Origin of the sequence: Curtobacterium sp. Leaf183, from assembly GCF_001424385.1 — a bacterium.
Classification (GTDB): domain Bacteria; phylum Actinomycetota; class Actinomycetes; order Actinomycetales; family Microbacteriaceae; genus Curtobacterium.
Window position 1 is genome coordinate 52,676 of sequence record NZ_LMPO01000011.1, and the last position, 15,207, is coordinate 67,882.

At 69.5% G+C, this 15,207-nt stretch carries 14 protein-coding genes; all 14 read left to right on the forward strand.

The window, feature by feature from the left end; genetic code table 11:
* Nucleotides 1-65: 65 nt before the first annotated feature.
* Entirely contained in the window at nt 66-1,655 is a 1,590-nt protein-coding gene (gene otsA / locus ASG04_RS15725; RefSeq protein WP_056126277.1) for an alpha,alpha-trehalose-phosphate synthase (UDP-forming), read from the forward strand.
* Entirely contained in the window at nt 1,648-2,445 is a 798-nt protein-coding gene (gene otsB / locus ASG04_RS15730; RefSeq protein ID WP_056126279.1) for a trehalose-phosphatase, read from the forward strand. Before otsA ends, otsB begins: the two co-directional genes overlap by 8 nt.
* 106 nt (nt 2,446-2,551) lie before the next feature.
* On the forward strand, nt 2,552-4,246 hold the full coding sequence (gene ilvD, locus ASG04_RS15735) for a dihydroxy-acid dehydratase (RefSeq protein WP_056126281.1): 1,695 nt from the start codon (nt 2,552-2,554) through the stop codon (nt 4,244-4,246).
* Between the two features lie 46 nt (nt 4,247-4,292).
* Nucleotides 4,293-6,116, forward strand: a complete 1,824-nt coding sequence (locus ASG04_RS15740) for an acetolactate synthase large subunit (protein ID WP_056126284.1) — start codon at nt 4,293-4,295, stop codon at nt 6,114-6,116.
* Nucleotides 6,113-6,613: an acetolactate synthase small subunit gene (gene ilvN / locus ASG04_RS15745; RefSeq protein WP_056126286.1), complete on the forward strand. Its 501-nt coding sequence runs from the start codon at nt 6,113-6,115 to the stop codon at nt 6,611-6,613. The genes ASG04_RS15740 and ilvN overlap by 4 nt, the downstream gene beginning before the upstream one ends.
* Nucleotides 6,614-6,658: 45 nt before the next feature.
* Nucleotides 6,659-7,684, forward strand: a complete 1,026-nt coding sequence (gene ilvC / locus ASG04_RS15750) for a ketol-acid reductoisomerase (RefSeq protein WP_056126288.1) — start codon at nt 6,659-6,661, stop codon at nt 7,682-7,684.
* Nucleotides 7,685-7,760: 76 nt separating this feature from the next.
* Nucleotides 7,761-7,910: a hypothetical protein gene (locus tag ASG04_RS17515; protein WP_156463715.1), complete on the forward strand. Its 150-nt coding sequence runs from the start codon at nt 7,761-7,763 to the stop codon at nt 7,908-7,910.
* Nucleotides 7,901-9,091, forward strand: coding sequence for a mannitol-1-phosphate 5-dehydrogenase (locus tag ASG04_RS15755; RefSeq protein ID WP_056126290.1), 1,191 nt, complete (start codon nt 7,901-7,903; stop codon nt 9,089-9,091). The genes ASG04_RS17515 and ASG04_RS15755 overlap by 10 nt, the downstream gene beginning before the upstream one ends.
* A gap of 48 nt (nt 9,092-9,139) precedes the next feature.
* Nucleotides 9,140-9,604 (forward strand): hypothetical protein, encoded by a 465-nt coding sequence (locus tag ASG04_RS15760; RefSeq protein ID WP_056126292.1) that lies wholly within the window; start codon nt 9,140-9,142, stop codon nt 9,602-9,604.
* Nucleotides 9,601-9,975, forward strand: a complete 375-nt coding sequence (locus ASG04_RS15765; RefSeq protein ID WP_056126294.1) for a hypothetical protein — start codon at nt 9,601-9,603, stop codon at nt 9,973-9,975. The genes ASG04_RS15760 and ASG04_RS15765 overlap by 4 nt, the downstream gene beginning before the upstream one ends.
* A 137-nt stretch (nt 9,976-10,112) precedes the next feature.
* On the forward strand, nt 10,113-11,702 hold the full coding sequence (gene serA, locus ASG04_RS15770) for a phosphoglycerate dehydrogenase (protein WP_056126296.1): 1,590 nt from the start codon (nt 10,113-10,115) through the stop codon (nt 11,700-11,702).
* Between the two features lie 13 nt (nt 11,703-11,715).
* The gene (locus ASG04_RS15775; RefSeq protein ID WP_056126298.1) at nt 11,716-12,789 is read left to right on the forward strand and encodes a 3-isopropylmalate dehydrogenase; all 1,074 of its coding nucleotides are present in this window, start codon (nt 11,716-11,718) and stop codon (nt 12,787-12,789) included.
* A gap of 15 nt (nt 12,790-12,804) precedes the next feature.
* Nucleotides 12,805-13,914, forward strand: a complete 1,110-nt coding sequence (locus tag ASG04_RS15780; RefSeq protein ID WP_056126301.1) for a branched-chain amino acid aminotransferase — start codon at nt 12,805-12,807, stop codon at nt 13,912-13,914.
* 30 nt (nt 13,915-13,944) lie between these two features.
* Entirely contained in the window at nt 13,945-14,715 is a 771-nt protein-coding gene (locus ASG04_RS15785; RefSeq protein WP_056126303.1) for a fumarylacetoacetate hydrolase family protein, read from the forward strand.
* The last annotated feature ends 492 nt before the right edge of the window (nt 14,716-15,207 follow it).

Sequence of the window (15,207 nt, forward strand, 5' to 3'; positions counted from 1 at the left end):
CCCCTCCGGTCTGGTGTGACGGCCCCCTCCGGTCCGGTGTGACGGGCCGCTGGTAGTTTCGGTGCGTGTCTGCTCCCTCCAGTTCGTCCAGCAAGTACTCCTTCGTCGTCGCCTCGAACCGGTTGCCGGTGGACCGCGTCGTCGACGAGGACGGCAACGAGGGCTGGCGGCACTCACCCGGTGGGCTCGTCACGGCGCTCGAGCCCGTGATGCGCGCGAACGACGGCGCCTGGGTCGGGTGGGTCGGACAGCCCGACGTCGCGGTCGAGCCGTTCGACAACGAGGGCATCCACATCGTCCCGGTCCCGCTCAGTGCGTCCGACGTCGAGGACTACTACGAGGGCTTCAGCAACGACACGCTCTGGCCGCTCTACCACGACGTGATCGAGCACCCGAGCTACCACCGCGACTGGTGGATCGCCTACAAGAGCGTGAACAAGCGGTTCGCCGAGCAGATCGCCGAGATCACCGAGCAGGACGGCATCGTCTGGGTGCAGGACTACCAGCTGCAGCTCGTCCCCGCCCTGCTGCGCGAGCTCCGTCCCGACCTGACGATCGGCTTCTTCAACCACATCCCGTTCCCGCCGGTCGGCATCTACGCCCAGCTGCCGTGGCGCGCGCAGATCCTCGACGGGCTGCTCGGCGCCGACGTCATCGGCTTCCAGCGCCACGACGACGCGAGTGACTTCCTGCGCGCCGTCCGCCACATCAAGGGCTACACGACCAAGGGCACCACGATCGACGTGCCGGTCGACGACCCCGATGCACCCCGCAGCCGCAAGGGCATCACGGTCCGTCACGTCGAGGCACGGCACTTCCCGATCTCGATCGACGCCGAGAGCTTCGAGGACATCGCCAGGCGGCCCGAGGTCCAGGAGCGTGCCCGCGAGATCCGGCAGGGGCTCGGCAACCCGAAGACCGTGCTGCTCGGGGTCGACCGTCTCGACTACACCAAGGGCATCCGGCACCGCATCAAGGCCTTCGGCGAGCTCGTCGAGGACGGCCGCATCCGGGTCGAGGACGCGACGCTCGTGCAGGTCGCCAGCCCCAGCCGCGAGCGCGTCGACACGTACAGGACCCTCCGTGACGAGATCGAGCTGAGCGTCGGCCGGATCAACGGCGACCTCGGCACCATCGGCCACCAGCCGATCTCGTACCTGCACCACGGCTACCCGCGCGAGGAGATGGTCGCGCTCTACCTGGCCGCCGACATCATGCTCGTCACGGCCCTGCGCGACGGCATGAACCTGGTCGCCAAGGAGTACGTCGCGACCCGGTTCGACAACGACGGCGTGCTCATCCTGTCCGAGTTCGCCGGTGCCGCCGACGAGTTGAAGCAGGCGGTGATCATCAACCCGCACGACATCGGGGCGCTGAAGGACTCGATCGAACGCGCCATCGAGATGCCGCGCCGCGAGCGCTCGACGCGCATGCGCGCGCTCCGCAAGCGCGTCCGCGACAACGACGTGGCCCGCTGGTCGCGCTCCTTCCTCGAGGCGCTCGACCGGCACGCACCGCGCACCGCGCGGATCGACCCCTCCGGCGCCGAGCGCGAGACGCACCGCGAGGCGCAGACCGACAGCATGTCCATCTTCGACCAGGACGCGCAGACCGCGCGTGCCGCCGAGGACACCCGGGAGGCCCGTGATGCCTGAACAGACCACGCACGTCGACGACACGACGGCTCCAGGGCTCGACACGGCCCTGGCGGACCTGGCGGCGGTCGACCGCCTGCTCGTCGCGCTGGACTTCGACGGCACGCTCGCCCCGTTCGCGGACGACCCCGGTCAGGTCGGGGCGCTGCCGGGCAGCTGGGCGGCCGTCCTGACCCTGCAGCGCGCGAAGGACACCGAGGTCGTCCTGGTCTCCGGGCGGCCGCTCGACAGCCTCGCTCGGGTCTCGCAGGCCCCTGACGGCATGTCGCTCGTCGGCTCGCACGGCGTCGAGTGGCGCGTCGACGGCCACGACGAGGCGGCGCTGACCGAGGACGAACACGCTCGCGTCGCGCGGATCGGCGCTGCGCTCGACGCCGTGGGGGAGCGCTTCCCCGGTGTCGTCATCGAGCACAAGCCGGCCGGCCACGGCGTGCACACCCGCCGGGTCAGCGCCGAGGTCGCTGCCGAGGCGGACGCCGCGGCCAGTGCGGCCGCACACGAGGCGGACGCCGACGTGCTCGAGCGCGGCGGCAAGGACATCCTCGAGTTCGCCGTCCGGCACGTCACGAAGGGCGACGCGATCGACCGACTGCGCGCGCTGCGGGGTGCGGACGCGGTGTTCTTCGCCGGGGACGACGTCACCGACGAGGACGCCTTCCGCGTGCTCGGCGACGGTGACGTCGGCGTGAAGGTGGGGGAGGGCGACACGCTCGCTGGCCACCGCGTCGCCGACCCGGCGGCCCTGACCGACGTCCTGAAGCAGCTGGCCAGGCTCCGCGCCACGCGCTGAGGCGCGCCGGCGTGGCGGGCTCGTGCCGAGCCTCCCACCCGGCCCATCACCATGCGGACGCATGGACGTGCGCCGCTGGTATCCCAATCCGTCCTAGACTCAGCGCATGCCTGACATCGACGTGAAGCCGCGCAGCCGGGTCGTCACCGACGGGATCGAAGCAACCACCTCGCGTGGCATGCTGCGGGCCGTCGGGATGGGCGACGAGGACTGGGAGAAGCCGCAGATCGGCATCGCCTCGTCCTGGAACGAGATCACCCCCTGCAACCTGAGCCTCGACCGGCTCGCCCAGGGCGCCAAGGAAGGCGTCCACGGCGGCGGCGGGTACCCGCTGCAGTTCGGCACGATCTCGGTGTCGGACGGCATCTCGATGGGCCACGAGGGCATGCACTTCTCGCTCGTCTCGCGCGAGGTCATCGCGGACAGCGTCGAGACCGTCGTCAACGCCGAGCGCCTCGACGGCACGGTGCTGCTCGCCGGCTGCGACAAGTCCCTGCCCGGCATGCTCATGGCTGCGGCACGCCTCGACCTGGCGAGCGTCTTCCTGTACGCCGGGTCGGTCATGCCGGGCTACGTGAAGCAGGCCGACGGCACGATGAAGGAAGTCACCATCATCGACTCCTTCGAGGGCGTCGGCGCGTGCAAGGCCGGCACCATGAGCGAGGCGGAGCTCAAGGAGATCGAGTGCGCGATCGTCCCGGGCGAGGGCGCCTGCGGCGGCATGTACACGGCCAACACGATGGCGTCCGTCGCCGAGGCACTCGGCATGTCCCTCCCGGGTTCCGCCGCGCCGCCCAGCGCCGACCGTCGCCGTGACTACTACGCGCACCGGTCGGGCGAAGCCGTCGTGAACATGCTCAAGCACGGCATCACGGCGCGCCAGATCCTGACCAAGGAAGCGTTCGAGAACGCGATCGCCGTCGCGATGGCCCTCGGAGGCTCCACCAACGTCGTGCTGCACCTGCTGGCGATCGCGCACGAGGCCGAGGTCGAGCTCAGCCTCGACGACTTCAACCGCATCGGCTCGACGGTTCCGCACCTGGCCGACATGAAGCCGTTCGGCAAGTACGTCATGGTCGACGTCGACCGCAACGGCGGCATCCCGGTCATCATGAAGGCGCTGCTCGACGCCGGACTGCTGCACGGCGAGTGCATGACCGTGACGGGCAAGACCGTCGCCGAGAACCTCGCCGAGATCGACCCGCCCGAGCTCGACGGCGAGGTGTTCCGGAAGATCGACAACCCGATCCACGCCACCGGCGGCCTGACGATCCTGCAGGGCTCCTTCGCCCCCGAGGGCGCCGTCGTGAAGACCGCCGGCTTCGACGCCGAGGTCTTCGAGGGTCCCGCGCGCGTGTTCGACCGCGAGCGCGCGGCGATGGACGCCCTCACCGAGGGCCGGATCCAGAAGGGCGACGTCGTCGTCATCCGCTACGAGGGTCCCAAGGGCGGCCCCGGCATGCGCGAGATGCTCGCGATCACCGCGGCCATCAAGGGCGCGGGTCTGGGCAAGGATGTACTACTCTTGACCGACGGTCGATTCTCAGGCGGCACAACCGGCCTCTGCATCGGCCACATCGCACCGGAAGCCGTGGACGCAGGTCCAGTGGCGTTCGTGCGCGATGGCGACCGCATCCGTGTCGACATCGCGGCTCGCTCGCTCGACCTACTGGTCGACCCGGCCGAGCTGGAGGCCCGCCGCGACGGCTGGGCGCCGCTGCCCCCGCGCTACACCCGCGGAGTCCTCGCGAAGTACGCCAAGCTCGTCCAGTCCGCCGCCAAGGGCGCGGTCACGGGCTAGCGTCGACACCCGCATCATCGCCATCTCTCCAGGCAGGAAACCCCACATGCCCACGGAAGCAACACCGCTGTCCGCGGCCACCGGAGCGCGCCGTTCGCCGGAGGTCCTCACCGGGTCGGGGGCCGTCCTGCGGTCCCTCGAGCACCTCGGGATCACCGACGTCTTCGGTCTGCCCGGTGGTGCGATCATCCCGTTCTACGACGAGCTCATGGCGTCGAAGACCATCCGCCACGTCCTGGTCCGGCACGAGCAGGGCGCCGGGCACGCCGCCGAGGGCTACGCGTCCTCGTCCGGCAAGGTCGGCGTCGCCATCGCCACGTCCGGCCCCGGAGCGACGAACCTCGTCACCGCGATCGCAGACGCCTACATGGACTCGGTGCCGTTCATCGCGATCACCGGCCAGGTGTTCTCGACCCTGATGGGCACGGACGCCTTCCAAGAGGCGGACATCGTCGGCATCACGATGCCCATCACGAAGCACTCGTTCCTGGTCACCAAGCCCGAGGACGTGCCCGCGACGATCGCTGCGGCGTACCAGATCGCGACCACCGGCCGACCCGGCCCGGTGCTCGTCGACATCACCAAGGACGCGCAGCAGAAGTCGGCACCGTACGTCTGGCCGCCGAAGGTCGACCTGCCCGGCTACCGCCCGGTGACGAAGGCCCACGGCAAGCAGATCACCGCCGCGGCCCAGCTGCTGGCGGAGTCCTCGCGCCCGGTGCTCTACGTCGGCGGCGGCGTCATCCGCTCCGGCGCGTCGGACGAGCTCCTCGCGTTCGCCGAGGCCACCGGGGCGCCCGTCGTCACGACGTTGATGGCGCGCGGTGCGTTCCCCGACTCGCACACGCAGCACCTCGGCATGCCGGGCATGCACGGCACGGTGCCGGCAGTGCTCGGGCTGCAGGAGAGCGACCTGATCATCGCGCTCGGCGCCCGCTTCGACGACCGCGTGACCGGCAAGGTCGACGACTTCGCGCCCGACGCCAAGGTCGTCCACGTCGACATCGACCCGGCCGAGATCTCCAAGATCCGCTACGCCGACGTGCCGATCGTCGGTGACGCGCGAGAGGTGTTGGTCGACCTCACCGCCGCGTGGGCCGACGTCCCCGTCGACGACCGCGCCTCGATCACCGGCTGGTGGGCGCACCTCGAGCAGCTGCGCACCGACTTCCCGCTCGGCTACACCGAACCGACCGACGGGCTGCTCGCCCCGCAGGCGATCATCAAGCGCATCGGCGAGATGACCGGGCCCGAGGGCGTCTTCGCCTCCGGGGTCGGCCAGCACCAGATGTGGTCGGCGCAGTTCATCAAGTACGAGCGCCCCAACGCCTGGCTCAACTCCGGTGGGGCCGGCACGATGGGCTACTCGGTCCCCGCTGCGATGGGTGCCAAGGTGGCCCAGCCCGACCGCGTGGTCTGGGCGATCGACGGTGACGGCTGCTTCCAGATGACGAACCAGGAACTCGCGACCTGCGTCATCAACGACATCCCGATCAAGGTCGCGATCATCAACAACTCGTCGCTCGGCATGGTGCGGCAGTGGCAGACCCTGTTCTACGACGGACGGCACTCCTTCACCGACCTGCAGACGGGTCACGGCACGCGTCGGGTCCCGGACTTCGTCAAGCTCGCGGACGCGTACGGTGCCCTCGGCATCCGCGTCGAGAAGGCCGACGAGGTCGACGCCGCCATCCAGCTCGCGCTCGACACGAACGACCGGCCGGTCGTCATCGACTTCGTCGTCAGCCGCGACTCCATGGTCTGGCCGATGGTCCCCCAGGGGACCGGCAACTCCTCCATCGAGTACGCCCGCGAACTCGCCCCCACCTGGGACGACGAGGACGCCGACATGACGGGAGAACCCGCATGAGCCACGTCCTGTCGCTCCTGGTCGAGGACAAGCCCGGTCTGCTGACCCGTGTCGCCGGGCTGTTCGCCCGACGGGGCTTCAACATCGAGTCGCTCGCGGTCGGCAACACCGAGGTGGAGGGCCTGTCCCGCATCACGGTGGTCGTCGACGTCGAGGACCTGCCGCTCGAACAGGTGACCAAGCAGCTCAACAAGCTCGTCAACGTCATCAAGATCGTCGAACTCGACTTCTCGCAGTCGGTCCAGCGCGAGCACATGCTCGTGAAGGTCCGTGTCGACAATCAGACGCGCTCGGCCGTGCTCGAAGCAGTGACCCTGTTCCGCGCCCAGGTCGTCGACGTCGCGAACGACTCGCTCATCGTCGAGGTGACCGGCGACCCCGGCAAGATCCAGGCGATCCTCCGCGTGCTCGAGCCCTACGGCATCAAGGAGTTGGCGCGCGCCGGCCTCCTCGGCATGGGCCGCGGACCGAAGAGCATCACCGACCGGGTGCGCTGAGCGCCCCCGGCTCCGACCGAACCACCAACAAGGAGATCACGCACCGTGACTGACATCGTGTACGACGCCGACGCCGACCTGACGCTCATCCAGGGCAAGAAGGTCGCGGTCATCGGCTACGGCTCGCAGGGCCACGCCCATGCCCTCAACCTCCGCGACTCCGGCGTCGAGGTGCAGATCGGTCTGCAGGAGGGCTCGAAGAGCCGCCAGAAGGCCGAAGAGGCGGGCTTCGAGGTCCACACGCCCGCCGAGGTCACGAAGTGGGCGGACGTCGTCGTCATCCTCGCTCCGGACCAGGTCCAGCGCATCGTCTACCGCGACGACATCGAGCCGAACCTCAAGCAGGGCGCGACCCTGGTCTTCGGTCACGGGTTCAACATCCGCTACGGCTACATCCAGGCCCCCGAGGGCGTCGACGTGTCGCTCGTCGCACCGAAGGGCCCCGGCCACACCGTCCGTCGTGAGTACGAGGCCGGCCGCGGCGTCCCCGTCATCGTCGCCGTCGAGGTCGACGCCTCCGGCAGCGCCTGGGACCTCGCGTGGTCGTACTCGAAGGCCATCGGCGGTCTCCGCTCGGGCGGCATCAAGACGACGTTCACCGAGGAGACCGAGACCGACCTGTTCGGCGAGCAGGCCGTCCTCTGCGGTGGTACCTCGCAGCTCATCCAGTACGGTTTCGAGACCCTGGTCGAGGCCGGCTACCAGCCGCAGATCGCGTACTTCGAGGTCCTGCACGAGCTCAAGCTGATCGTCGACCTGATCTGGGAGGGCGGCCTTACCAAGCAGCGCTGGTCCATCTCCGACACGGCCGAGTTCGGCGACTACGTGTCCGGCCCCCGGGTGATCTCGCCCGAGGTCAAGGAGAACATGAAGGCCGTGCTGTCCGACATCCAGGACGGCACCTTCGCCAAGCGCTTCATCGACGACCAGGACGCGGGCGCTCCGGAGTTCACGGCCCTGCGCAAGAAGGGCGAGGAGCACCCGATCGAGGCGACCGGTCGCGAGCTGCGTGCGCTGTTCGCGTGGAAGCAGTCCGACTCCGACTACGTCGACGGTTCTGCCGCGCGGTAGTCTTCCCCAGACCACTCGATGACGAGGCGGCGGTGTGCACCCGTGCACCGCCGCTTCTCGATGTGACCCGAACGGTATGCAGCAGCTCTCCACCACCACCGGCGCCTACCAGGCGCGCACCACCGGCGCCCAGGCGGCGCGCACCACCGGCCCGCAGCGTGCACGCACCTGTGGCACCCGTCAGGCGACGCCCGATCCGCATGGGATGATCATCGGATGGCGGTGACGAAACGAGCGGTCCACATCGGCGCCGGCAAGATCGGGCGCGGGTTCGTGGGTCAGTTCCTCGTCGCCAGCGGCTACGAGCTGACCTTCGTCGACGTCGACGAGCGTGTCGTCTCGGCCCTCAACGAAGCCGGCCGCTTCGTCGTCCACGAGGTGGGCGAGATGCCGGTCGAACACCTGGTCCACGGGTTCCGCGCGCTCAACAGCAAGACCGACCGCGACCGCGTCGTCCAGGCCATCGCGCAGGCGGACGTGGTCACCACGGCGGTCGGCGCCCGCACCCTGCCGCTCGTCGCGCCGGTCATCGCCGAGGGGCTGGCGGCACGCCCGCTCGACCGCGGGGACGTCACCATCGTCGCCTGCGAGAACGCGTTCAACGCCACGGACTCGCTGCACGCCAGCATCCGTCGCGCCCCGATCCTCGAGGACCGCGACGTCGCCGCCGTCTTCGCGAACTGCGCGATCGACCGGATCGTCCCCGACCAGTCGGGCGTCCTCGGGCAGTCCGGCGGGCTCGACGTCGTCCTCGAGCCGTTCTACGAGTGGGTCATCGAGCGCACCCCCTTCGCCGACTCCGACGCCGAACCGCCCGCGATCCAGGGCGTCACCTGGGTCGACGACCTGCAGCCCTTCGTCGAGCGGAAGCTCTACACGGTCAACACCGCGCACGCGACGGCGGCCTACCACGGCACCGTGCGGGGGATCCGGCTCATCCGCGAAGCCCTCGAGGACCACGACGTCCGGGCCGAGGTCGACGGCGTGCTCGCCGAGACCACCGAACTGCTCATCGCCAAGCACGGGTTCGACCCGGCCGAGCACGCGCGCTACGTCGCCGCGAACCTGGCGCGCATCGCGAACCCGCACCTGCCCGACAGCACCGTCCGGGTCGGTCGCAACCCGCTCCGCAAGCTCGGTCGGCGAGAGCGGTTCGTGGGCCCGGCAGCACAGCTGGCCGAACGGGGGATGCCCGTCGACCACCTGCTCGGCGCGATCCGCGTGGCACTCGAGTTCGACGACCAGGACGACCCCGAGTCGATCGAGCTGCACGCGCTGCTCCGCTCCGGTGCGACCGCCCACGCGCTCACCGAGATCCTCACCGGCCTGATGGAGAGCCACCCGCTCTTCCCGGCCGTCCGCGACGTCGTCGCCGAGGTGCTGCAGACCCAGGCCGCCGACGCCTGAGTCCGATCGGGTCGGCCCGGTGCCCGGGCCTCTCGTAGAATCGTGGCCATGACCCCGGCACCTCCCGCACACGACGGCGGCGCGGCCTCCCCGCCGGACGGCGCCGTCGACCACGACGACGACGCCGCCCTCTCGTGGGACGACGCCGACGACGCCACACACGTCGACGCCGCCCACAACCCGGTCCGCGCGAAGGCCCGTCCCGAGCCGGACGCCGAACAGCCACTCGGCTCCGGCGCGCTGGTCGGCATGGGCGTCTTCGGTGGCGTCTACCTGCTCTACACGGTCGCCTGGCTGGTCAGCGCGAGCCTGCTGACCGTCACGGGAACCGGTGTCGCGGGCTTCGTGTCCGAGTTGATGCGCGTGCTCGCGATCATGGCGCCCGCGTTCTGGTTCGCCGCCACGCTCTGGCTCGGGCAGGGCAGCCGCAACCGCACCAAGTTCATCTGGCTGCTCGTGGGCGCCGTAGTCCTCGTCCCGTGGCCCTTCATCATGACCAGGAGCTTCGGGTGAGCGTCGTCCCGGGGCGCCCGCGCACCGTCACGCCGGACAAGGCGGTCGTCTGGGTCGTGGCGGCGCTGTGCCTGGCCTACGTCACGTGGCAGGCGGTCGGCAACCTCGTCGGCGTCGCGAAGTCGGTGGCCGACTTCAACGAGTTCGTCCGCAAGAACGGCGGCACCGGTCTCGAGACCGCGACGCCGTGGACCGTCCTCATCATCGACGTCCTCATCGCCCCGGTGGGCTTCGTCGTGGCGTGGCTGGTGTCGCGACGGATGGACCTGCTCCGCACCGTCGTGGTCTTCGTCGCCGCGCTCTGCGCGGTCTCCGCGCTGTGGTTCACGCTGCTGCAGTACGTGTCCTCGACACTCCGCATCGGTTCCTGACCCGACGGACAGGAGGCTGGTGGCGGCGCCGTCACGCGCCTCCCGCCCGCACAGGGCTGATGGATCGGTCGTAACGCAGCCTGCGGCGTCGATAGCATGAGCGGACACCGTCCGTCTCGTGTGAGGAATTAGCAACTGTGCCGAAGCCGGTCGTCCTGATCGCCGAAGAACTCTCGCCCGCCACCGTCGACGCCCTCGGGCCCGACTTCGAGATCCGGAACGTGGACGGCACCGACCGCCCGGCACTCCTGGCCTCCCTCGCCGATGCGCACGCCATCCTGGTGCGTTCCGCCACCAGGGTCGACGCCGAAGCGATCGCCGCGGCACCGAACCTCAAGGTCGTCGCCCGTGCCGGCGTCGGCCTCGACAACGTCGACATCAAGGCAGCCACCACGGCCGGCGTGATGGTCGTGAACGCGCCGACGTCGAACATCATCTCCGCCGCCGAGCTGACCGTCGGGCACATCCTGTCGCTCGCTCGGCACATCCCCGCCGCGCACGCCTCGCTGGCTGCCGGGGCCTGGAAGCGGTCCGCGTACACCGGTGTCGAGCTCTACGAGAAGACGGTCGGCATCATCGGCCTCGGTCGCATCGGCGCGCTCATCACCCAGCGCCTGCAGGCCTTCGGCGTCTCGGTCATCGCCCACGACCCCTACGTCACCACGGCCCGCGCGCAGCAGCTCGGGGTCGAGCTCGTCTCCCTCGACGACCTGCTCAAGCGTGCGGACTTCGTCACGATCCACATGCCGAAGACGCCGGAGACCCTCGGCATGATCTCGGACGAGCAGTTCGCGATCATGAAGTCGACCGCGTTCGTCGTGAACGTGGCCCGCGGTGGCCTGATCGACGAAGACGCACTGCACCGTGCGCTCACCAGCAACCAGATCGCGGGCGCCGGCCTCGACGTCTTCGTGTCCGAGCCCCCGACCGACTCGCCCCTGGTGTCCCTGCCGAACGTCGTGGTCACGCCGCACCTGGGTGCGTCCACGGACGAAGCGCAGGAGAAGGCGGGTGTGTCCGTCGCGAAGTCGGTGCGGCTCGCACTCGGCGGCGAACTCGTCCCGGACGCGGTGAACGTCGCCGGCGGCGTCATCGACCCGTACGTGCGTCCGGGCATCCCGCTGGTCGAGAAGCTCGGCCAGGTGTTCACGGCGCTGGCGACCTCGCCGGTCACGAGCATCGACGTCGAGGTGCACGGCGAGCTGGCGCAGTACGACGTCAGCGTGCTGAAGCTCGCGGCGCTCAAGGGCGTGTTCACCGACGTCGTCAGCGACCAGGTCTCCTACGTCAACGCACCGCTCATCGCCGAGCAGCGCGGGGTCAGCGTGCGGCTCATCACCGACGCGGACAGCCCCGAGTACCGCAACGTGCTCACGATCCGGGGTGCCCAGTCCGACGGCCCGGCGATCAGCGTCTCCGGCACGCTCACCGGACCCAAGCAGGTCGAGAAGCTCGTCGAGATCAACGGCTACGACGTCGAGGTGGCCCTCGACCGGCACCACGTGGTCATGGACTACACCGACCGCCCGGGCATCGTCGCGGTGTACGGCAAGGAGTTCGGCGAGGCCGGCATCAACATCGCCGCCATGCAGATCGCGCGACAGGCCGCCGGCGGCCAGGCGCTCAGCGTCCTCACCGTCGACTCGCCGGTCCCCACCGAGATCCTCGAGCACGTCCGGTCGACGATCGACGCGTCCTCGCTCCGCGAGATCGACATCACCCTCTGAGGACGGGACGGCCATGACGAACACGCAGACGCTCGACCTCGCGGTCATCCGGGGCGACGGCATCGGGCCCGAGGTCGTCGAGCAGGCGCTCAAGGTCCTGCACGCGGTGGCGGACGGTGAGATCGACGTGCGCGAGACGCCGTACGCCCTCGGGGCGACGCGCTACCTCGAGACGGGCGACATCCTCACCGACGACGACCTGGCCGCGGTGGCGTCGCACGACGCGATCCTGCTCGGTGCCGTCGGCGGCGACCCGCGTGACCCACGGTTGGCCGGCGGGATCATCGAGCGCGGGCTGCTGCTCAAGCTGCGGTTCGCGTTCGACCACTACGTCAACCTGCGTCCGACCACGGTGTACGACTCGGTGGTCAGCCCGCTCGCCGACCCCGGGCAGGTCGACTTCGTCGTCGTGCGCGAAGGCACCGAGGGGCCCTACGTCGGCAACGGCGGAGCGATCCGCGTCGGCACGCCGCACGAGATCGCGACCGAGGTGTCGCTGAACACGGCGTTCGGCGTCGAACGGACCGTCCGGTACGCGTTCGACCTGGCGAACCGTCGCGCGCGGAAGCACCTGACACTCGTGCACAAGAGCAACGTGCTCGTGCACGCCGGCGCGCTCTGGCAGCGCACGGTGGCCGCCGTCGGACAGGAGTTCCCCGACGTCACCGTGGACTACCAGCACGTCGACGCCGTGACCATCCACATGGTGCGGGAGCCTGCTAGGTTCGACGTCATCGTCACCGACAACCTCTTCGGCGACATCATCACCGACCTGGCCGGCGCGATCAGCGGCGGCATCGGTCTGGCGGCCTCGGGCAACATCAACCCGGACGGCACCTTCCCCAGCATGTTCGAGCCGGTGCACGGATCCGCGCCGGACATCGCGGGCCAGCAGAAGGCCGATCCCACGGCTGCCGTCCTCTCCGTCGCACTCCTCCTCGACCACATCGGTCGGGGCGACCTCGCGACGGCGGTGACGCGGGCCGTGGAAGCGGACCTGGCTGACCGGGGGACCACGCAGCGGAGTACGGCCGAGATCGGCGACGCGATCGCCGCCGCGGTCACCGCGCGCACCACCACGGCCTGAAAGGGAGCCACACCGATGAGCACTGACACGGTCTTCGGACTCGAGTTCTCCACCACCCCGTCCGAAGCACGCCGAGCGGCCGCCGAGCGCGAGGTCATCCTGGCGGACCCGGGCTTCGGCAAGCACTTCACCGACCACATGGCCTCGGTCTCGTGGACGGTCGACGGAGGGTGGCACGACGCCTCGATCCACCCGTACGGCCCGCTCTCGCTCGACCCGAGTGCCAGCGTCCTGCACTACGCCCAGGAGATCTTCGAGGGACTCAAGGCGTACCGGCACGCCGACGGTTCGGTGTGGACCTTCCGTCCGGACGCGAACGCGCGACGCTTCCAGCGGTCCGCTCGCCGGCTCGCGCTGCCCGAGCTGCCGGTCGAGGTCTTCGTCGAGTCCATCCGGCAACTGGTGCGCACCGACGTCGACTGGGTGCCGTCCGCGCCCGAGACCAGCCTGTACCTCCGGCCGTTCATGATCGCGACCGAGTCCTTCCTCGGTGTCCGCGCCGCGCAGGCCGTGTCCTACCACTGCATCGCGAGCCCAGCCGGCGCGTACTTCACGTCCGGACCGAAGCCCGTGTCGATCTGGCTCTCGACGACCTACGCGCGCGCCGGCCGCGGCGGGACCGGGGCGGCCAAGACCGGCGGCAACTACGCTGCGTCCCTGCTCCCGCAGCAAGAGGCGTACGAGCACGGCTGCCAGCAGGTGATGTTCCTCGACTCCGAGGAAGGCAAGTACCTCGAAGAGCTCGGCGGCATGAACGTGGTGCTGGTCAAGGCAGACGGCACCCTCGTGACGCCGGACTCCGACTCGATCCTCGAGGGCATCACGCGTGACTCGATCCTGCAGCTCGCCGAAGACCGCGGTCTGACGGTCGAGAAGCGCCGCGTGACGCTCGACGAGTGGCGCGACGGCGTGGCGGACGGCTCGATCACCGAGGCGTTCGCCTGCGGGACGGCCGCGGTGGTCACCCCGATCGCAGAACTCCGGGGCGACGGCTTCACGATCGGCTCGCCGACCGAGGGCGCGGGCGAGCTCACGATGTCCCTGCGCCAGGAACTCACCGACATCCAGTCCGGCCGTCGTCCCGACCCGCACGGGTGGATGACCAAGCTGACCGACGCGTCCTGATCCCGGCTCCGTCGTCGGTAGGGTCGAACGGTGAAGATCGCACGGTTCAGCAGCAAGGGTGAAGACCCCCGGTACGGCATCCTCGACGAGCGCGCACTGGTGGTGCTCGCGGGGGACCCGATGTACCAGGGGTTCGAGACGACAGGGGAGCGGGTGCCCCTGTCCGAGGCCAAGCTCCTGGCGCCGGTGATCCCGCGGTCCAAGGTCATCGGTGTCGGCCTCAACTACGCCGAGCACGCCGCCGAGATGGATGACGTGTCGGGTGACGACCCGGTGGTGTTCCTGAAGCCGAACACCGCCGTCATCGGACCCGAGGACCCGATCCGCCTGCCCGAGGGCATCGGCCGCGTCGACCACGAGGGCGAACTCGCCATCGTGATCGGCTCCCTCGCCAAGAACGTCAAGCGTGAGGACTTCGCGAGCGTGATCCTCGGGTACACGATCGCCAACGACGTCACCGCTCGTGACCTCCAGGCACGTGACGGCCAGTGGGCGAGGGCGAAGGGCTTCGACACGTTCTGCCCGCTCGGCCCGGTGATCGAGACCGAGATCGACCCGTCGGACATCCGGCTCGAGACCCGGGTGGACGGCGACCTGCGTCAGGTCGCCTCCACGAGCGAGATGGTCCACGACATCCCGTCGCTCGTGGAGTTCGTCTCGTCCATCTGGACACTGCTCCCCGGTGACGTGATCCTGACCGGCACGCCCGCCGGCGTCGGGGAGATCCGCGACGGCGAGGTCGTCGAGGTCACCATCTCGGGGATCGGCACGTTGAAGAACCCCGTCATCGCCCGGCACTGAGCACGACCCGTCACGACCAGCGGGCCCGATGTCCACGCGGACACCGGGCCCGTCGTCGTTGTTCGACACCTGTTCCCCGTCGTTCCGGGCGACACGCCGTCGTGTGGCCCCGGTTTGCCCGATCCCGGGATCACCCGTAGTGTTCTTACTCGTCACCCCAAAGGTGCGGCGGAGAAGCCGAGACGGTCACACGGAGCGAAAGCCCCGGAAGACGCAGTCCGACCACGCCGACCTCAAGCGGGACCACCCACTCCAATGAAGCCGGTCGATTCGACCGCCACTGAAGTAGTGGTACAGTACCGAAGTTGCCCGGGTGGGCATTCCGACAAGGAAGAAGAAGCCCGGTGCGTCTGGTCCTTGAGAACTCAACAGCGTGCACATTGTCAATGCCAATTTATTGACCCCGTGACCTTCACTTCGGTGGGGGTCCGGAGACAATTCCTTTTGGATTGAAGATTGTCAGTAGACAGTCAACAGTCAGAATCAACTCGC